Consider the following 16,560-nt stretch of genomic DNA (forward strand, 5'->3'; position numbering starts at 1 on the left):
TCATTATATCAATATATTTTTATATAATCAATATATTTTATTTTAATTTATTTCGTATGTTTGAAAATTGGTCCATTGGCAAAAAGAGCCGAGCTGAAACCGCTTGGGTCCCTGCTCAACTCTTCCTTTCCGTTAAGGTAGTTGCGTACATTTTGGCAGGGCTGCATCATTCTGGATCGTAGTCGTCACTGCTGTACCTACTGTGAGGGTCATTGGCATTTTGTGCAGCTTCGAAGCTCTTGTTGTATTTTTCCAACTTCTGCTGGACTTTACGGAAGACACTGCCTTCCGTGTAATTTCCGTCTGGCTCACGGTTTCCGCAATTCAATCCGGTCAATATCTCGATCCCATCCGCAACTGTTTTGACGGAATAGATATGGAATTTAGCTTCCTTCACAGCCGCGATGATTTCTTCCTTAAGCATGAGGTCGTCCACATTCTGTTCCGGAATGATGACCCCCTGTTCTCCGCTCAAGCCCTTAGCCTCACAAAGATCAAAAAAGCTTTCGATTTTTTCGGTGGCTCCGCCGATCGGCTGGATTTCACCCTTCTGATTAATGGAACCAGTGACAGCGAAATTTTGCTTCAGCGGCACATCAGCAAGGCTTGATAGGAGCGCGTACAGTTCTGCACTGGAGGCACTGTCACCATCGACACCGCCGTAATTCTGTTCAAAAGTCAATTGGGCGCTTACTGCCAACGGTTTTTCCTGTGCAAACTGTCCCCCCAAATAGCCAGCCAACGTCAATACCCCTTTTGAATGGCTGCTCCCGCTCATTTTGGTTTCGCGCTCAATGTTTGTCACACCATTGGAACCAATGTAGGTACGGGCTGTGATCCGCGTCGGATGACCAAAAGCGTATTCCTCTGTCTGAATGACCGATAGGCCGTTCACTTGGCCCACGACCGAATCCTGAATATCGATCATGATTTTGTCCTTCAATAACATTTCCTGGAATTTTTCTTCAATCATATTGGCCCTGTATTTCCTGTCAGCCAACGCTTTTTTCACGTGAGTATCGGAAACGATCGGTGCACCTTCGTAATTGGCGATGGCGCTGGATTCATGGACAATCTCCGTAATTTCGTTGAATTGGGTGGACAATTTGGTCTGGTTGCCCGCAAGCCGTGATCCGTATTCAATTACTTTCCCTAAGCCGCTGCGGTCGAAATGGAGAATTCCCGATTCTTCGCAGATCGAACTGATGAATGAGACATATTTCCTGATGTTCTCTGCATTGCGTTCCATACTGATATCGAAATCGACTTTTACTTTGAATAGCTTCCTGAAATCTTCATCATAGGTCAATACTTTGTAGAATATCGGGCTCCCGATCAGAATGATTTTGACGTTTAAGGGGATGGTTTCCGGTTTAAGCGTCAGGGTCGGCACGTAGCGATATTGTTCACCGATGTTTTCGATCAGTGCTTGTTGATGTTTCAGTACTTTTTTCAGGGCATCCCACATGAACGGATCGAACAGGACATCTTTAGCCTGCAGCACCAAATACCCGCCGTTTGCCTGGTGGATGGCGCCGGCTTTCACCATTGTGAAGTCAGTCGTCGTGTACATGAATTGGTTTTTGTATTCGATTTTCCCGAAGATATTGTAATAGTTTGTAAAAGGTTCGATGATCGCTGGGGCACCTTTGCTGTTTTCATTATTCACAAAGAGATTGACTTTGTATTTTATGAAGGGGTCACCATCGTTTTCCGACAGCTGGAAAGGATTTTGCGCTTGTGGTGCATCAGCCAACCGGAAAATAAGGTTGTTTTCAGTGATGTCCGTCAGTACTTTGTCAAGGTAATCCAAGATCTTTTCTGAATAAGCGTACTTTTCTTTTAATCTGGCGATGGGAGGCTCCGTCGCAAATTGGGTGATCTGCCTGTCCAATTCCTTGAGCTGTTTGTCGGCCTCTTTTTCGAGTGCGCGGGAACCGCGGATGATTTCATCCAGCCTTTTTTCAAGCTTGTAGGTATTTTCATCAATGATTTTGCGTTCTTCCGCCGAAAGGGCTTTGTATTCTTCCGGGGAAAGCTGCTTGCCATCCTTGATCGGTATCAAAGCCACGCGGCCAGGCGCTTGTCTGACGATGAATCCCGCTTTGAGAGCTTCCTGTTCGATGCTCCGGAAAATAGCATCCACCTTTTCCTGGACCACTTGGATGATGGTGCCTTTCTGTTGGTCATAATCACTGCTCTCGAACGTTTTCGGAATGAGGCTGCGCATGTCCTCTACGAATTCGGTCATATCATTGCGGAATACTTTGCCTTCCCCTGCAGGCAGAGACACCGCAATCGGTTTATCCCGATCGGCAAAATTATAGATATAGCACCAATCATCAGGTGTATTGCCTTGCTCGGCCAATCTGGATACTACCGTTTGGACGTAGGTGCTCTTTCCGGTTCCAGGTGGTCCGGAAACGAAAATATTGTAGCCGGGTACCGCCATTCCCAGCCCGAAATCCATCGATTTCACAGCCCGGTCCTGACCGATGATGCCCTGCAAGGGAGGGACCTCCCTGGATGATTCGCAAAAATTCAGTTCACCGGTATGCAGATAACTCCAGCGCAGCTTCTCGACAGGAATACGGTATTTTTCTTCAGGTGACATGCAAAGGACTCCTTTACTGATGGATTGCGCGGGTTGCGCCGGCAAAAACTATCTCCGGACGCAAAACGTAAGCGCTATCATACTTCAGTTCTATTGTATAACAATTTTGCTGAGATGTGGAATTTTATCCATTTTCAATTTTATAGTTACATAAGTTATTATTACGCTAAAATTGTCAGTATCCACTTTTCAGTCATGGCTTGCTGCGCTATACTGATTTAATAGGACGGAGGGAAACATACATCATGCGTTTTACTTTTAACACCAAATCAACGGCTTTGTACCTATGGATGGGCGTCATTTTTCTGCTGTCGCACCAAAATGGTCAGGATTCATCCGAAACAAGCGGAATCCTTTTGGAATTGCTGAAATTATTTGGGATTGGCCCCGGCAGTTCCGTTCAAGGTGTACTCAGTTACTTAGTGCGTAAGGCAGGCCATTTCACCGAATATTTGATTTTGGCTATCCTGTTTTTGCGTACTCGGAAAGGGCGGGGATCATCGGGAAGATCAGCTTTGTATGCGTTGCTGTTCGTATTTCTGTACGCCTCCTCGGACGAGTTCCATCAATCCTTCATTCCGGGAAGAGGTCCTGCATTTTCCGATGTATTGATCGATACCGCAGGAGGATTGACCGGCATCATCCTTTTTGAATGGAAGCAGAGCATGCTGGAAAGGCAAAATCGGATCTTCTGCAAAAAATAAACAGGCATCCATCTATTTGATGGTGCCTGTTTTAAAATTATGGAAAAGCCAAGTCGCTGAGCTAATCGACAGCGTCTTTGGGCTCATTGAAGACATAGACGTTCAGATCGACAGAATCGTCTCCGACACTTTTTGCCATGATGTGCAGCCCTTCGCAGATCAATTCATCATCTTTGAAGAGAGGTGTTACGCGATAGCGGACTGTTGTGCCTGATTGGATCGCTTCACTGACAACGAACTCTGAGGCGAAATACATGGCCGGATAGTTCGCGTTGCGGTATAAAGTCACCAGATTGCGCCAATCCTCGCCGCTTCCGCCGAGCACATCCGCCAGCAGATGCCCGCGGTTCAGCTGTTTGGGATTCGAATCATTCTGATTGCTCTTCGACCAGCCAGTCGGCAGGATGCTGCTGTCTGCATCGGTCCCCGTCTGGTACATGTCCGGCGTAATCATGGCGTCCATTGTCGTGACGCGGTTTAGCTCATCCAAATCACCGTAACTGATCCAGCCTTCGCCTTCAAAGTGCAATTCTGAATCATCAAAGGTACTCTTTCCACCATTTATTTCGATTGTATCCGCACCTGTATATTGAGGCACATCATCCGTGGACAGGATTACTGAAGTAGTGGTTGTACTGTCCTGGTTTGAAGTCGGATCGACTCCTTCATGTATCTCGATCCAGGTAAGGATGCAAAACCATGTAAGCAATACCAACAGCCGCAACAATTTGTGCTTGCCTGAAGTTTTTCTTTTTGCCATTTCTTCCCCCACTGTTAATAATTGAAAGCATTCCTTCATTTTATCAGTCAATCATTGGGAGTGCAAACTGATTTCCGTTAACAATCGAACCAGTTCCCTTCAGCATAGCAGCTTTTATTTTGGGAACAAAAAAACTCTTCTTAAATTACAAGAAGAGTAGGTAAGGCAAGATTATTCAGTGGCAGGTCCATTTTTGACACTCGCCCGGATATCGAATTTTTCGATCGGATCCGGCCCGCGCATGACTTCCCGTTTGATCTGGAGCAGGCCGTCCTCATTCACGCGCGTTTTCCATCTGACCAATTGGATCTGGCCACCGGTGATCTCGATGGCAGTGATGCTTGTTGGATAGATGCAGCAACCCGAATTGAAGTAAGGCAAATCTTTGGTCTTCGGATATTTGAAGCGGTGCGTATGGCCGCAGATCAGCATTTTTTCATGCTTCTGGATCCACTTCACGTAGTTTTTTTCGATTTTATGCCGTTTGTTCATATTTTTCACGGGACTTGTCGGGCTCTTGACGCCGAATGCGTGCAGGAACCGCCAAAAATACTTCAGGGAAAGCATCGTCGGGTACCAGAGTTGATCGTTAGGCATATCGCCCTGCATGCCGTGGACGACGAATATTTCCTGTTTCGTATTCCGGTCCTTCAAAACCAATGCTTCGATTGGTCGGATCCCAGGGAGGAAATCATAGAAGAACTCGGTATACTCATCATAGTTCCGGAAGTAATTTCGTTCCACATACCATTGATTTTTCAGATAGATATTGTGGTTCCCGTAAATCATGATAAGACGTTTTTCGTCATAGAAACGTTTCAGGATAGCGAATACTTCCGGATGGGCATTTTTGATGTGCTTGAATTCGTGGTGTTCCCACAGTTCATCACCGTCCCCGTTTTCAACGTATATGAACTCATTCTTATAATAGTATTCCATCGCATACAAAAAAATATTTTTGTTCCTTGCGAATTCATCTGATAAGCTCCCATCGCCTCTGTGACAGTCACTCAAAAAAACATAATTGGATGTATCGTCGATGTATTCGACCCTCGCTTTTTCGTAGGCTTCTGTCAGTCGTTTATCCGTAAACATGCACTACACCTCATCTCACTGAATCCATTACCTATATTATAGTTCTCCAAGGCCGGAAGCGCCACTATTTAGAGTGATGCGGAGCAGCGAGTACACTGAAATCTCTAATCCAGTTCTGCAACTCAGTTAGGTTCGGATGCTCCCTTTGATGCCCCCGACAGCAGCGGCAGGATGCCGAAGATGACCATTCCGAAGCCAACGATGTAAAAATAAGGTAGATAGACTGAATCAGTACCGGCTATTTCCAGAACCCCCTTCAGGAAACTGGCGACTGCGAGCGTGGCGATCCCCGAATGGTAGAGGTTGGAAAAACTGCGGAACCGCTCAGCATCGACGATACCAATCTTTGTGCGGCTTACGAGATAAATGAGCAGGCCCCCTGCTAAAGGGTAAAAGAACATCCAAGTCATTGCCGGTGATGTGACGCCGTGGCCGAACAGCCTGTAAATCTTTTCGATGATGACCGTGACAACCGTCAAAATGAGATAGGTGATGCTCGTTTTCTTTGATGCCGAAAATTTGTTATTCATATCCAAAATAGACAATGTCGCTCACCTCCCTTTCCTCTGTACTGTTGCCGTTTGTAGGATTATTGATGATCTCGCCGTTGAAATAAAGTGTCGATGAACCGCCGCCATCCAAATTGTAGGCCGTGACTGCCCCTCTGCTCTGCATTTCTTCCGCCAACTGAAGCAAAGAAATGCCTTCACTTTCTTCGGTCCGGCCATCCGATACGATGATGATGTAGTGCAACGGCGAGATTTGGCCAATGGCAGTCCGCGGATTGCTGGTCATCGATTGGGATACTTCGCTTGAAGCATCCACGCTAATTTCACCATCTTCAATCAAGGAAGGACCGAAAGAAATGATTTGCGCAATGTTTGTTGTGTCCAAAGAGGACAGGCTCGTTTCATTTTCGGAAATGATCGAGAAGTCGCCCTCTTTGTCGATGACCAACGCCTCCGCATCCTCGGTTTCCCTCGCTGTATCGCGGTAGAGCGTTCCATTCCTGAGGACATAACCGGCATCCCGGAAGCCATAAAAATCACCGTTGATGGCCAAAATCGCTTCATGGCTGACAGCAATGCTTGAAGTGACAGCTTTGATGTTCCTGCCGTAGGTGTCCTGCGCCAAAGCGGTTTTCAGAAAGGAAGCATCGGAAACTTGGATATCCACCGCATAATAGGTAGTATTGTTGCTCCGTCCCGTCTCGATGGCTATTTTGATGTTTTCATCTTCGTAGGAAGTTTCGGTGACCATGGCCTCGGTGATCGTTTGTTCACTTACGGATTCGGACTCATCCGTCTCCGTCTCCTCACTGACTGTGCTGGTCGTTGTCTCTGTAGCGGCTACGGCAGACAGCGACTTTGGGATGACGAAGGCATCCAACAGGACGAATGCAGCAGCTGCACTCAACAGGCTCGAGTAGATGAGAGCCCAACGATAAGGCTTCGAAAAAAATTGTTTCATAAAATGGTATGTCCCTTCTTGACCGTATTGAATACGTATTTTTTTTGGATAGCATAACTGGCAAAAAACAGCGATGCATCAACCAATGCCTTTAGTATAATCAACGGGATCGGCAATCCGCTCAGAAGCTCCACCAACAGTCCGCTCAAAAACAACTGCGTGATGAAGAGGATGCCGTATTTGATTTCTTGGCTTCCCAATGTCAGAGAGTTTTGGAATACCCAATGCTTATTCAGCATAAAATTAACGGCTCCGGATATGCACCTGGCCACCAAGGTCGCCAGGCCTATTTTTGCTGTCATGGATGGGAACAGGTAGGTGCTGAACACTCCGAACAAAGAGAGATCCACTACTGAAGACAGCGCTGAAGACAGACTGTATTTCAGGATATTCCAATAGATGCGGACTGAGTCCTTGATTGGGTTAAAATGCGAGGCACGATTATTCTCGATGTAGATGGTCTCGATCGGCACTTGATTGAAAGGGATTTTATTTTCCGCAAATGTCATGAGCATATTCATCTCATACTCATATCTTTCCCCTGTCAGTCCGAGGCACAGATCCGCGTACTTCATCGGAACGCCCCGCAGTCCGGTCTGGGTATCTTGGCAACGGATACCTGTTGCAGCGCGGATAATCGAAGAAGTCATTTTGTTGCCGAAGCGGCTGCGGAAGGGAATGCCCTGCTCCTTGAAATTCCGTACGCCCAACACAAGTGCATGCGGATTTCCGCCCAGCGCGCCGGCGATTTCCCCGATGTTTGCGACCGCGTGTTGCCCATCTGCATCCGCCGTCACAAAACCAGTGCTGTCCGGATACTTGTCCAAAAGAAATCTGATGCCCGTCTTCAAGGCCCGTCCTTTTCCGCAATTGCTGGGATGCGTGCAGACATCGCATGCGTATTTGCTTTTCAAAAGTTCGAAAATTGCTGCATATTCCGCACCGCTGCCATCGTCCACCACGATAGTGTGCAGATCCTTTTTCTGTAGCTCTTCAACCAATAAAATCAACTTTTCGTCAGGCTTAAGAGCTGGAATGATTACGACTGGATTCATATTGACGCCTCCTAATTTTTCAGTACGGCCAACCGTTGCTCCTTTTCTGGTGCTGATTCCATTTTAAAAGAACGCACCCCCTCATTTCCTCGAAATCCATACGAATAGTTGCGGAAAAAAAGTAGCGAAACATACACAAATAAAAGCCGCCATCAATTCTGGCGCGCAAAAAAAGTGCCCCAACCACAGGAACCGCTCCTGCTGTGGTTGGGGCACTATCATTACTCGGTATTGATTAATTCTGAAACACTGGTGTGGAAAGGTATCTTTCGCCATTATCCGGTGCAATGGTCACTATCGACTTGCCTGCACCGAGTTGACCGGCCAAGGCGATGGCTCCTGCCACTGCCGCACCGCTGGAGATGCCCACAAGAATGCCTTCCTCTTTGGCAAGTCTGCGCGTCATTTTGAAAGCTTCTTCACTGGAAACCTGGAACACGCCATCGAATACTGCTGTGTCCAATACCTGCGGAATGAAGCCGGTACCGATTCCCTGGATCTTATGCGGTCCTTTTTGACCGCCGCTCAACACTGCGGATTCAGAAGGTTCCAGGGCATAAATGCCGACAGCCGGATTTTCTTTTCTTAAGGCTCTGCCCACCCCTGTGATCGTGCCGCCTGTTCCTACAGCCGATAAGAAGGCATCAGGGCCGACACCGTCGAAAGCCGCTATGATTTCCGGTCCGGTTGTCGTTTCATGGATAGCTGGATTGGCTAGGTTTTCAAACTGCAGAGGCAGAAAATGGCCAGGTTGGGCTGCAATTTCTCTAGCTTTTGCGATAGCTGTAGGCATCCCTTCAGCCCCGGGCGTCAATACGAGTTCGGCACCATACGCCGAAAGCAAAAGACGTCGCTCGATGCTCATCGTATCAGGCATCACAAAGACGGCTTTATAACCTTTTGCTGCCGCCAACATCGCCAAGCCTACGCCTGTGTTGCCGCTGGTCGGCTCAACGATCGTGTCTCCAGGCTTCAAGATTCCCTCTGCTTCAGCTGTTGCGATCATATTCAAGGCGATGCGATCCTTTATGCTGCCGCCTACATTGAAAGCCTCCAATTTCAAATAGACATCGGCGAAGCCTTCAGGAACGACTTTGCTTAATTTGATGATTGGTGTATCTCCGATCAACTCTGCTACTGACGATACGATTTTAGCCATGTTAATTCCCCCATTAATTTTCTTATGTACGATTTTATGTGCCAAAATCAGAGAATGATGTTCCTTCTCTGATTTTAGTTGATAAAGGTAGCATAACACGGGAAAACCTCTGTGAAAATCAGACATAAACGAACAAGGGTGATCGGTTTTTCCGAACACCCCTTGGATTCAATTATCGCTATTGTATTATTTATGCCCCATCAGTTCATCTATTGCTTCTTTTGCTTGTTTGTAACGGGCATAATAACTGAATTCGTCCTTCTCGCCGATCCCTTTTGCATCCAACATGACGACTTTATCCAGGTTTCCGCTTCTTGCGATTTCCTCCAGCATCATCTCATGGATAGTCGTCAAAAAGGAATCCTCTGAAAATTCCATATTTCGGTAGCCGTCGTGGACATATTTCAGAGTCGGTGGCACAACCAGGATCAAATCCCACAACTGGCGCGCAATGAAGGCGTTGGCTGACTGTTCCACGATTGCATATTCTTCCGGAGTGATCGCATAATCCACGTCCTCAACGCCAAGGCGTGCGTAGACTTTTGTGACCATCACATCAGTGTCCAATATTGCCATCCCTTGGCTGGCGGGATCCGCGATCGTGTCTCGATTCAGCTGGAACTGTCCGGTGACCAACCGCTGGTAATCCATGCCATCAAGTTCGAAATCATTCACATTCGATTCCTCTTGATACTGGCGTGAATATTCGAAACTGTAGGGACAGGAATACAGTTTTGCCAAATCCTTGACCAGCGTCGTTTTCCCCCCGCTCGGAGCGCCCAAAACCAGCACCTTTTTCGTGAATGCGCGCCGGAAAGGCAAAGCGATGGCATTAAAATAGCGCAAAGCATCATTGCGGATATTCAGGCCGGTGACCGGGTACAAGCTGGTGTCCACCAAATGGACTTCATCGGTGGACTCGTTTCCCAATGCCTCAGCCTGCGCTGTTTTTCCGGTATACCATATTTTTTGCGCATCGCTGTGCTGAAGCGAATCAGCTATCTTGAGGTTGATGATTTGCAACCAGGACTCCCAGTCGGTTTCTTTTTGCGGGATGCCTTGGCCGGCTGCCATCACGACATAAATCTGGTTATCATCCGCAAATAATTCGCGCATATAGCGGAATCTTCTGTAGACATCCAGGCCGAAAGGCTCGCCGAAATCGCCCTCCTGGCCGCAAACGATTACGACGCAACCGTCATTCTCCTTCTTAGCCTCCAAGATGACTTCCAAATGTCCGATATGGCAAGGGGCGAAGGCTCCGAAAACGATGCCGATCCGGCTGCCGCTTAATTTATCCTTGTACAGATTCCCCATCTCGATTCTCCCTTCTGCAGAACGTATTCTCTACGGTGCCTAACATAGCTTTCATATACATTCTACAACTTCCTCACCGCATCGTATAGCATGAAGGACTTTTTCAAGGTAGGGTATCCGTATATCGAGCTGAGTCGACAAAAAAGCAGGCGCGGAGATCGGGGTGATCTTTGCGCCTGCTTGCTTATGGTCGGAACAGAACAGCCTCGTAGCCGCTGTCATTGATGGCTTTTTTTGTCGTATCGCCGATGGCAAAGAATACGAGCGTTTTTTTTTCGGTTTTGTTGTAGACCGAAAGAAATCTTTTCCACGCCGATGGGCTGGCGAAGTAAACAGCGGACAGTTCGTCCATTTTGAGCAGCTCCGTCAATTCCGCTTTGCGTTCCTCCAGGAAGACATTGTGGTACAGAACCGAACCAGTTACATCGTTTTCGCTCCCCAAAAGTTCTTCGATATAATCATCGGCGAGCTGGCTCTTCGGGTAAAAAATCGATGTTCCCGTTGGAAATTTTTCCTGCCAAGCGGAAACAAACTGTTTTTTTGTTTCCTGCGGGCTGACGAAAGCCACTTCAAATCCGCAAGATCGGACCACTTCTCCGGTTTTCTTGCCGATCACGGCAATCAACGGGCGCCGGCCCTTTTCGATGACGGCCAAGACACTTGCTACAGGCGCTTGACTCGTAAAGAAAAGCCACTCGGCCGCGTTGATTTTGTTTTTGATGGTTTCCGTAATCGGCAATTGTTTGATTTCACATAAGGGAATCTCGTAAAACCGTCCGAACCCTTGCGGACGGAACCGGATCTGATCTGCGGCATTCATGGCTAGCGGCCTTGTCAACAGTATCGCTTTCGTCATGGCAACAATTCGTCAGCTGCCGTTTCCGCCAGTTTCAGCGGATTTTCTCCGGTGTAACGTTTCGTGACTCCAGGTTCGTCGATGGAACCAGCCAAGAACGCCAAAAATTCCCATTTCCCATCATCCAATCGATGCGCATAGCCGCCTATCGGCAAGTCGCAATTGCCATTGGCGCGATGCAGGAAGGAACGCTCCGTAAGACAAGCCAATGAAGCAGCTTCATCATTGATGCCACTAAGCAGCTCAATCAGTTGCTTGTCCTCCTCACGGCATTGGACAGCCATAATCCCTTGTCCGATCGCTGGAACACAGACTTCCGGTTCAAGCATGAGCGTATGCAGCCCCTTCAGATAGTCCATCCTTTCAAGCCCGGCTGCTGCCAGGACGATGCCGTCCAAGCCTTCTTCCTTCATCTTGCGGAGACGAGTCTCGATATTGCCGCGGATCGGCACAAACGACATGTTAGGAAATGCAGTCTTCAATTGGTTGATCCGGCGCACACTGCTGGTGCCTATCACCAAAGGCGCTGTTGTCCCTGAAAAGGGTTTGTCGTCGTTCCAGATCAAGCAATCGAGCGGATTCGCCCGCTTGGGTGTCGCGACGATCGTCAATCCTTCCGGTAACCGGGCTGGCACATCCTTGAGGCTGTGCACAGCAAAATCGATTGTCTTGTCCAACAATTGGGCCTCAACTTCCTTCACGAATACGCCTTTCCCGCCGATTTGCGTCAAGGGCACATGAACCAGCCTGTCCCCTTTTGTGGTGATGCCGACCACTTCGACATTCACCGCGGGATCCACTCTTTTCAGAGCCTCAATGACCAGTTCGGTTTGTTTCAGGGCCAACGCACTGCTGCGTGTCCCTACTCTTAGTGTCTTCATGCAGCGACCTCCCTTCTTTCACTATTATAGAGGACTTTCGCTTGTAATCAAACGGATATCTTTACTTCTGCATACCGATTCTGTATGCCATGAAATAAAGCCCGCCCATGAAGAAACCGCCTCCTACCAGGTTTCCGATCCAGACGATGCTGATGTTCAGCATAAATTCCGCCCAAGTCGCCCCACCGGCAAAAATCCCTGCCGGAATCAAGAACATGTTTGCGACGACATGCTGATAACCAGCAATCACAAAAGCCATGATCGGCAGAAAAGTGCCGAAGATTTTCCCGATGAAATCCTTGGCTGCATAGTTCATGTAAACGCCCGTGCAGACCAAGATGTTGCAGGCAACCGAAGAGAAGAACAATTGAACGGGTGCCACGTCGATACGGCCTCTGGCGACAGCAATCGTCCTATCGATAAACGCTCCTTGCAGCGTTCCGGACAGGTATCCAAAGAAGTAGGCTACAAAAAGGGCTCCGATCAAGTTGAACAGTGTGACGACCGCCATGTTCTTCAGCCATGATTTTCCGGATATTTCTTTTGCGAACAACGCAAGTGATACGGACAACATATTCCCCGTCACCAATTCACCGCCCACCAACAGCAGGCAGATGAGTCCGACCGGAAAAACCATCGCCCCCAATAAGTTGACGAGCGTGCCCCACTCAGCCGGCATCGATCCCATCGTGCGGATCATGGCAACACCCGCCAGTCCGATGAAGACACCGGCCATGATACCCAATGCAGCCATCGTCATGATACTGTAATCGGCTTTATGTTTGCCTCTTAGAATGGCTTCTTCTAATAATTCTTTCGGGCTCAATGCTCCCATAATGGCTTCACCTTTTCCGCTTCATATATATTTTTTGCTGCTGCATCATCAAAGATGATGGTATCGAAATGCTGTTCCGCCAAGTAGTGGATGTTTACAGCATCAAAGCGACGGTCGCGCCCTTCGCCTACTTGCATCCACCAGACATCCGCGCCCTTTTGCGTCTGTTCAAGCAAGGCTGCCATAACTGGTTTCCGGGTTGAGACGTACAGCTTAGAGTCGCCTTTTTCAGGCAAGTCAGAAAACCAATCGAAGCGTTCCCCGGCGTGGACGACTTCACCCAGGATGATCATGGCCGGATTCTCGATTTTGGTTTCGCTGATTTTTTGCCTGATGTCTGCAAGCGTTCCTTGTATTTTCGACTGTCTTCCGTATGTACCCCATTGGGTTATCAGGATGGGCATTTCCGCTTTCAGCCCTTGTTCCAAGGCAGCCTCCACGAAGCGATCGAGCGCCTCCACACCCATATAAAGGCATACGGTCTGGCCATTCAATAATTGCTGGAAAGTGTTTTTCTCGTTATCGATCAATCTGCCTGTCGTGAAAGTCACCGAAGTGGCTATGCCTCTTTGAGTCAGCGAAATCCCGCTGTAGCTGGCTGTTCCGCTGGCGGCAGTGATTCCCGGCGTGATGTCGAAATTGACCCCTGCCGCTTGGCAAGCCTCCAATTCTTCAGTCATGCGCCCGAAGATGGCTGGATCGCCGCCTTTCAGACGTACGACAGAATCATGGGATGCGGCGGTTTCGATCAGTTTCGCATTGATTTCTGTTTGCTTGATCGATTTCCGATCAGGTGTTTTGCCGACATAGATGAAAAGGCAATCCTCCTTGCAATGAAAGAGCAGCAATGGATTTACCAACCGATCATAGATGACCGCATCGGCGTGCTGCAACAGTCGCACACCTTTTGCAGTCATCAATTCCGGATCACCCGGTCCGGCACCTACGAAATGGATCATATTGAAGCGCCCTTCAGGTAAATGTCCCCGTCTTCAAGCAACAGCTCATATACCTTCAATTGGCCTTCGTCGGGGTCCTGGATGCGTCCATCAAGCAAGGATATTTTATAATCCCGCAGCGGTTCGTAGAGGTATTCACCTGATACGGTCCCTTCCAGGACAGGTCCGCCAGTCAATGGGCAATAATCTTCGATGGCCGTGATGCGGCCGTCTGATAGTTGGAAAAGGGCAATCTTTTGGTTCCCGATCGATACGGATCGTCCAATCTGCGGAAGCAAAGCATCTGCTGTGGTCAAAAATATTTTTTTTGTCATCTTAATCACCCACCGTCACAAGTTCTCTTCTGTCTATCGAATACAATTTTTCTTGGATGTCGCGGTCGCCGACAATTTCATGCCATGGATCTTTCCGTTTCACTGCTGTTGCGACATCCAATGCTTCAATCAAGTCTTTCCGTTTTGCAGCATCGCTCAGGATATGCTTGACTGCTTCAAATCCTAGACGTTCAACCCATGGAGCAGTCCTTTCGGCATAAATGCCTGTTTCGCGATAATACTGCAGCAAAGCGCCACAATATTCGATAACTTCTTCTTCCGTTTCCACGGTCGTAAGCAACTGCGCTTCCTTGACTTCAGTACCGCCATTTCCGCCGATATAGATCTGATAGCCGTTCTCCACACAGATGATGCCGAAATCCTTCACGCCGGATTCTACGCAGCTGCGCGGACAAGCCGATACGCCAACTTTGAATTTGTGCGGTGTGTCGATGAACTCAAAGCGTTCTTCCAACTTGATGCCAAGCCCCATCGAATCCTGGGTACCAAATCTGCAGAAGTTCTTCCCTACGCAAGTTTTGACAGAGCGGAAAGCTTTCGCATAAGCCTGTGCTGAAACCATGTCCAATTCTTTCCAGATGGCCGGAAGGTCCTGCTTCTTGACACCGTAAAGTCCGATCCGTTGGCTGCCTGTGACTTTCACTAATGGCACGCTGTATTTTTCGGCTACTTTGGCAATCTGCAGCAATTGTTGTGGATTCGTTTGGCCTCCCCTCATTCTCGGAATGACCGAGAACGTTCCGTCCTTTTGGATATTGGCATGCATGCGCTCGTTCACATAGCGTGATTGGCGCTCATCTTTGTGTTCAGTCGGGAAGGCGACATTCAAATAGAAATTGACTGCCGGTCTGCATTTCGCGCAGCCCTCAGGATTTGAAAAGTGAAGTTCCCTGAATACATCCGAACTTGTCGTCAGATGCTTCGCATAGATCTGCGTCATGACTTGGTCCCTGTTCAAATCCGTGCAGGAACAGATGCCTGTTGAAGCTGTGACGCCCTCGCCAAGCTCGTGTTCCAACAAAGTCTGGACTTGCGGCTTGCATTTTCCGCAACTGGTTCCGGCTTTGGTGACTTTTCCGACTTCAGCTACATTTGTCAAGCCTTTGTCGCGGATGCCTCTGATGATGTCGCCTTTCGTGACGCCGTTGCAGCCGCAGACGGTCTCGTCATCATCCCAAGAAACGACATCGTCGCTTCCTGCTTCTTCACCTGCGGCCTGCAGGATCGCGATTGATTGCAGATCAGCGATTTCCTGGCCTTTTTTCATCATGTTGTAGTATCGGTTTCCGTCCGCTGTTTCGCCGTAGAGGACGATCCCCTCGATGCGGTTGTCCTTGATGAACACTTTTTTGTAGTTTCTGTTGACGCCATCGAATGCTTCGATGCTCTGCATCCCTTCAGTGTCCATGATGTTCCCTGCCGAATACAGATCGCATCCGGAAACTTTCAAGGAAGTGAACGTCTTGGATCCCTGGTATGGTTTGGCTTCGATGCCGGTCAATACGTCGGCCAATACTTTCCCTTGTTCAAACAAGGGGGCAACCAATCCGTAGGTTTTTCCGTCATGCTCGACACATTCACCGATTGCGTAGATCTCCGGCAGATTGGTTTCCATGAAGTCATTCACGACAATCCCGCGGTTTACTTCCAGCCCGGCTTCGCGCGCCAATTCGGCAGCTGGTCGGATTCCGATCGACATGACGACAAGATCCGTATCAATCGTGGTGCCGTCCTTGAAGCGCAGTCCGGTGACGCGCTCGTCACCCAATATTTCGGTTGTAGCGTATTCCAGCAGGAATTTCAGTCCCTGTGCCTCCAGGTCCCCCTGCAACAATTTCCCTGCTCTTTCGTCCAATTGCGTTTCCATCAACCATTTGGCCAAATGGACTATGGTGACATCCATTCCCTGCAGCTGAAGGCCTTTCGCGGCTTCCAGCCCAAGCAAACCGCCGCCGATGACGACAGCTTTCTTGTGTTTGCCTGCAGCTTCCATCATTTCAGCCGTATCATCGATAGTGCGGAAAGCGACTACGCCGTGTTTCTGCGAACCGGGTATCGGCAAAATGAATGGATGGGAACCTGTGGCAAAAACCAATTTATCGTAAGGGATCTTCAGCCCTTTTTCGCATGTTACGGTTTTGTTCGCTGTATCGACGCCGACCGCCGGATCCTCATTGATCAACGTGATATTGTTCTCTTCGTACCATGTATATGGATTGGTGATGATTTCATCCACCGTCATTTTATTCTGTAGCACATTGGACAGCATGATACGATTGTAATTCGGGTAGCATTCCTTCCCGATGATCGTGATATCATAGCGTTCCGGATCCCTTTCCAGAATTTCTTCAACCAAACGAACCCCTGCCATACCGTTTCCGATCAAGACCAAATGTTCTCTCATTTGCGCACCCTCTTCTATTCGTTGTTATAAAATTCACAATAAAGGATTTGTGAATCATTTAATATTAGGGAAACGCCTATGTTTTAAAGAATGCCATAATTTGGACAAAGAATGTT

At 48.3% G+C, this 16,560-nt stretch carries 15 protein-coding genes; 1 reads left to right on the top strand and 14 read right to left on the bottom strand.

What is annotated here, in order from left to right:
- Window positions 1–166 precede the first annotated feature (166 nt).
- Window positions 167–2,614, bottom strand: coding sequence for an AAA family ATPase (locus ACKPBX_RS00830; RefSeq protein WP_319995749.1), 2,448 nt, complete (start codon window positions 2,612–2,614; stop codon window positions 167–169).
- 245 nt (window positions 2,615–2,859) lie between these two features.
- Here ACKPBX_RS00830 and ACKPBX_RS00835 point away from each other — a divergent pair, with 245 nt between their 5' ends.
- Entirely contained in the window at window positions 2,860–3,318 is a 459-nt protein-coding gene (locus ACKPBX_RS00835) for a VanZ family protein (protein WP_319995750.1), read from the top strand.
- A 61-nt stretch (window positions 3,319–3,379) separates the two neighbouring features.
- Here ACKPBX_RS00835 and ACKPBX_RS00840 read toward each other — a convergent pair whose 3' ends face one another.
- From ACKPBX_RS00840 to nirB, 13 genes are all read right to left on the bottom strand, one after another.
- A complete protein-coding gene (locus tag ACKPBX_RS00840; protein WP_319995751.1) occupies window positions 3,380–4,078 on the bottom strand; it encodes a DNA/RNA non-specific endonuclease in 699 nt (232 codons plus the stop codon).
- Window positions 4,079–4,249: 171 nt separating this feature from the next.
- On the bottom strand, window positions 4,250–5,173 hold the full coding sequence (locus ACKPBX_RS00845; RefSeq protein ID WP_319995752.1) for a metallophosphoesterase: 924 nt from the start codon (window positions 5,171–5,173) through the stop codon (window positions 4,250–4,252).
- 122 nt (window positions 5,174–5,295) lie between these two features.
- The gene (locus ACKPBX_RS00850; RefSeq protein ID WP_319995753.1) at window positions 5,296–5,718 is read right to left on the bottom strand and encodes a hypothetical protein; all 423 of its coding nucleotides are present in this window, start codon (window positions 5,716–5,718) and stop codon (window positions 5,296–5,298) included.
- Window positions 5,696–6,643, bottom strand: a complete 948-nt coding sequence (locus ACKPBX_RS00855) for a phosphodiester glycosidase family protein (protein ID WP_319995754.1) — start codon at window positions 6,641–6,643, stop codon at window positions 5,696–5,698. Before ACKPBX_RS00855 ends, ACKPBX_RS00850 begins: the two co-directional genes overlap by 23 nt.
- The gene (locus ACKPBX_RS00860) at window positions 6,640–7,698 is read right to left on the bottom strand and encodes a bifunctional glycosyltransferase family 2/GtrA family protein (protein ID WP_319995755.1); all 1,059 of its coding nucleotides are present in this window, start codon (window positions 7,696–7,698) and stop codon (window positions 6,640–6,642) included. The genes ACKPBX_RS00855 and ACKPBX_RS00860 overlap by 4 nt, the downstream gene beginning before the upstream one ends.
- Window positions 7,699–7,933: 235 nt before the next feature.
- On the bottom strand, window positions 7,934–8,857 hold the full coding sequence (gene cysK, locus ACKPBX_RS00865) for a cysteine synthase A (RefSeq protein ID WP_319995756.1): 924 nt from the start codon (window positions 8,855–8,857) through the stop codon (window positions 7,934–7,936).
- Between the two features lie 186 nt (window positions 8,858–9,043).
- Window positions 9,044–10,174, bottom strand: coding sequence for an AAA family ATPase (locus ACKPBX_RS00870; RefSeq protein WP_319995757.1), 1,131 nt, complete (start codon window positions 10,172–10,174; stop codon window positions 9,044–9,046).
- Window positions 10,175–10,358: 184 nt separating this feature from the next.
- Window positions 10,359–11,030 (bottom strand): uroporphyrinogen-III synthase, encoded by a 672-nt coding sequence (locus ACKPBX_RS00875; RefSeq protein WP_319995758.1) that lies wholly within the window; start codon window positions 11,028–11,030, stop codon window positions 10,359–10,361.
- Window positions 11,027–11,911, bottom strand: a complete 885-nt coding sequence (hemC, locus tag ACKPBX_RS00880) for a hydroxymethylbilane synthase (protein WP_319995759.1) — start codon at window positions 11,909–11,911, stop codon at window positions 11,027–11,029. The genes ACKPBX_RS00875 and hemC overlap by 4 nt, the downstream gene beginning before the upstream one ends.
- Before the next feature lie 61 nt (window positions 11,912–11,972).
- The gene (locus ACKPBX_RS00885) at window positions 11,973–12,746 is read right to left on the bottom strand and encodes a formate/nitrite transporter family protein (protein ID WP_119093643.1); all 774 of its coding nucleotides are present in this window, start codon (window positions 12,744–12,746) and stop codon (window positions 11,973–11,975) included.
- Window positions 12,734–13,705: a uroporphyrinogen-III C-methyltransferase gene (gene cobA, locus ACKPBX_RS00890; protein ID WP_319995760.1), complete on the bottom strand. Its 972-nt coding sequence runs from the start codon at window positions 13,703–13,705 to the stop codon at window positions 12,734–12,736. Before cobA ends, ACKPBX_RS00885 begins: the two co-directional genes overlap by 13 nt.
- Window positions 13,702–14,019: a nitrite reductase (NAD(P)H) small subunit gene (locus tag ACKPBX_RS00895; RefSeq protein ID WP_119093645.1), complete on the bottom strand. Its 318-nt coding sequence runs from the start codon at window positions 14,017–14,019 to the stop codon at window positions 13,702–13,704. The genes cobA and ACKPBX_RS00895 overlap by 4 nt, the downstream gene beginning before the upstream one ends.
- A 1-nt stretch (window position 14,020) precedes the next feature.
- On the bottom strand, window positions 14,021–16,444 hold the full coding sequence (gene nirB / locus ACKPBX_RS00900; RefSeq protein WP_140185715.1) for a nitrite reductase large subunit NirB: 2,424 nt from the start codon (window positions 16,442–16,444) through the stop codon (window positions 14,021–14,023).
- Window positions 16,445–16,560 lie beyond the last annotated feature (116 nt).

The organism is Trichococcus shcherbakoviae, assembly GCF_963666195.1.
In the GTDB taxonomy this organism is placed as follows: Bacteria; Bacillota; Bacilli; order Lactobacillales; family Aerococcaceae; genus Trichococcus; species Trichococcus shcherbakoviae.

Excerpts from the sequence above, each read along its gene's own strand:
- ACKPBX_RS00830 (WP_319995749.1), bottom strand. The coding sequence starts at position 2,614 with ATGTCACCTGAAGAAAAATACCGTATTCCTGTCGAGAAGCTGCGCTGG.
- ACKPBX_RS00835 (WP_319995750.1), top strand. The coding sequence starts at position 2,860 with ATGCGTTTTACTTTTAACACCAAATCAACGGCTTTGTACCTATGGATG.
- ACKPBX_RS00840 (WP_319995751.1), bottom strand. The coding sequence starts at position 4,078 with ATGGCAAAAAGAAAAACTTCAGGCAAGCACAAATTGTTGCGGCTGTTG.
- ACKPBX_RS00845 (WP_319995752.1), bottom strand. The coding sequence starts at position 5,173 with ATGTTTACGGATAAACGACTGACAGAAGCCTACGAAAAAGCGAGGGTC.
- ACKPBX_RS00855 (WP_319995754.1), bottom strand. The coding sequence starts at position 6,643 with ATGAAACAATTTTTTTCGAAGCCTTATCGTTGGGCTCTCATCTACTCG.
- ACKPBX_RS00860 (WP_319995755.1), bottom strand. The coding sequence starts at position 7,698 with ATGAATCCAGTCGTAATCATTCCAGCTCTTAAGCCTGACGAAAAGTTG.
- cysK (WP_319995756.1), bottom strand. The coding sequence starts at position 8,857 with ATGGCTAAAATCGTATCGTCAGTAGCAGAGTTGATCGGAGATACACCA.
- ACKPBX_RS00870 (WP_319995757.1), bottom strand. The coding sequence starts at position 10,174 with ATGGGGAATCTGTACAAGGATAAATTAAGCGGCAGCCGGATCGGCATC.
- ACKPBX_RS00875 (WP_319995758.1), bottom strand. The coding sequence starts at position 11,030 with ATGACGAAAGCGATACTGTTGACAAGGCCGCTAGCCATGAATGCCGCA.
- hemC (WP_319995759.1), bottom strand. The coding sequence starts at position 11,911 with ATGAAGACACTAAGAGTAGGGACACGCAGCAGTGCGTTGGCCCTGAAA.
- ACKPBX_RS00885 (WP_119093643.1), bottom strand. The coding sequence starts at position 12,746 with ATGGGAGCATTGAGCCCGAAAGAATTATTAGAAGAAGCCATTCTAAGA.
- cobA (WP_319995760.1), bottom strand. The coding sequence starts at position 13,705 with ATGATCCATTTCGTAGGTGCCGGACCGGGTGATCCGGAATTGATGACT.
- ACKPBX_RS00895 (WP_119093645.1), bottom strand. The coding sequence starts at position 14,019 with ATGACAAAAAAAATATTTTTGACCACAGCAGATGCTTTGCTTCCGCAG.
- nirB (WP_140185715.1), bottom strand. The coding sequence starts at position 16,444 with ATGAGAGAACATTTGGTCTTGATCGGAAACGGTATGGCAGGGGTTCGT.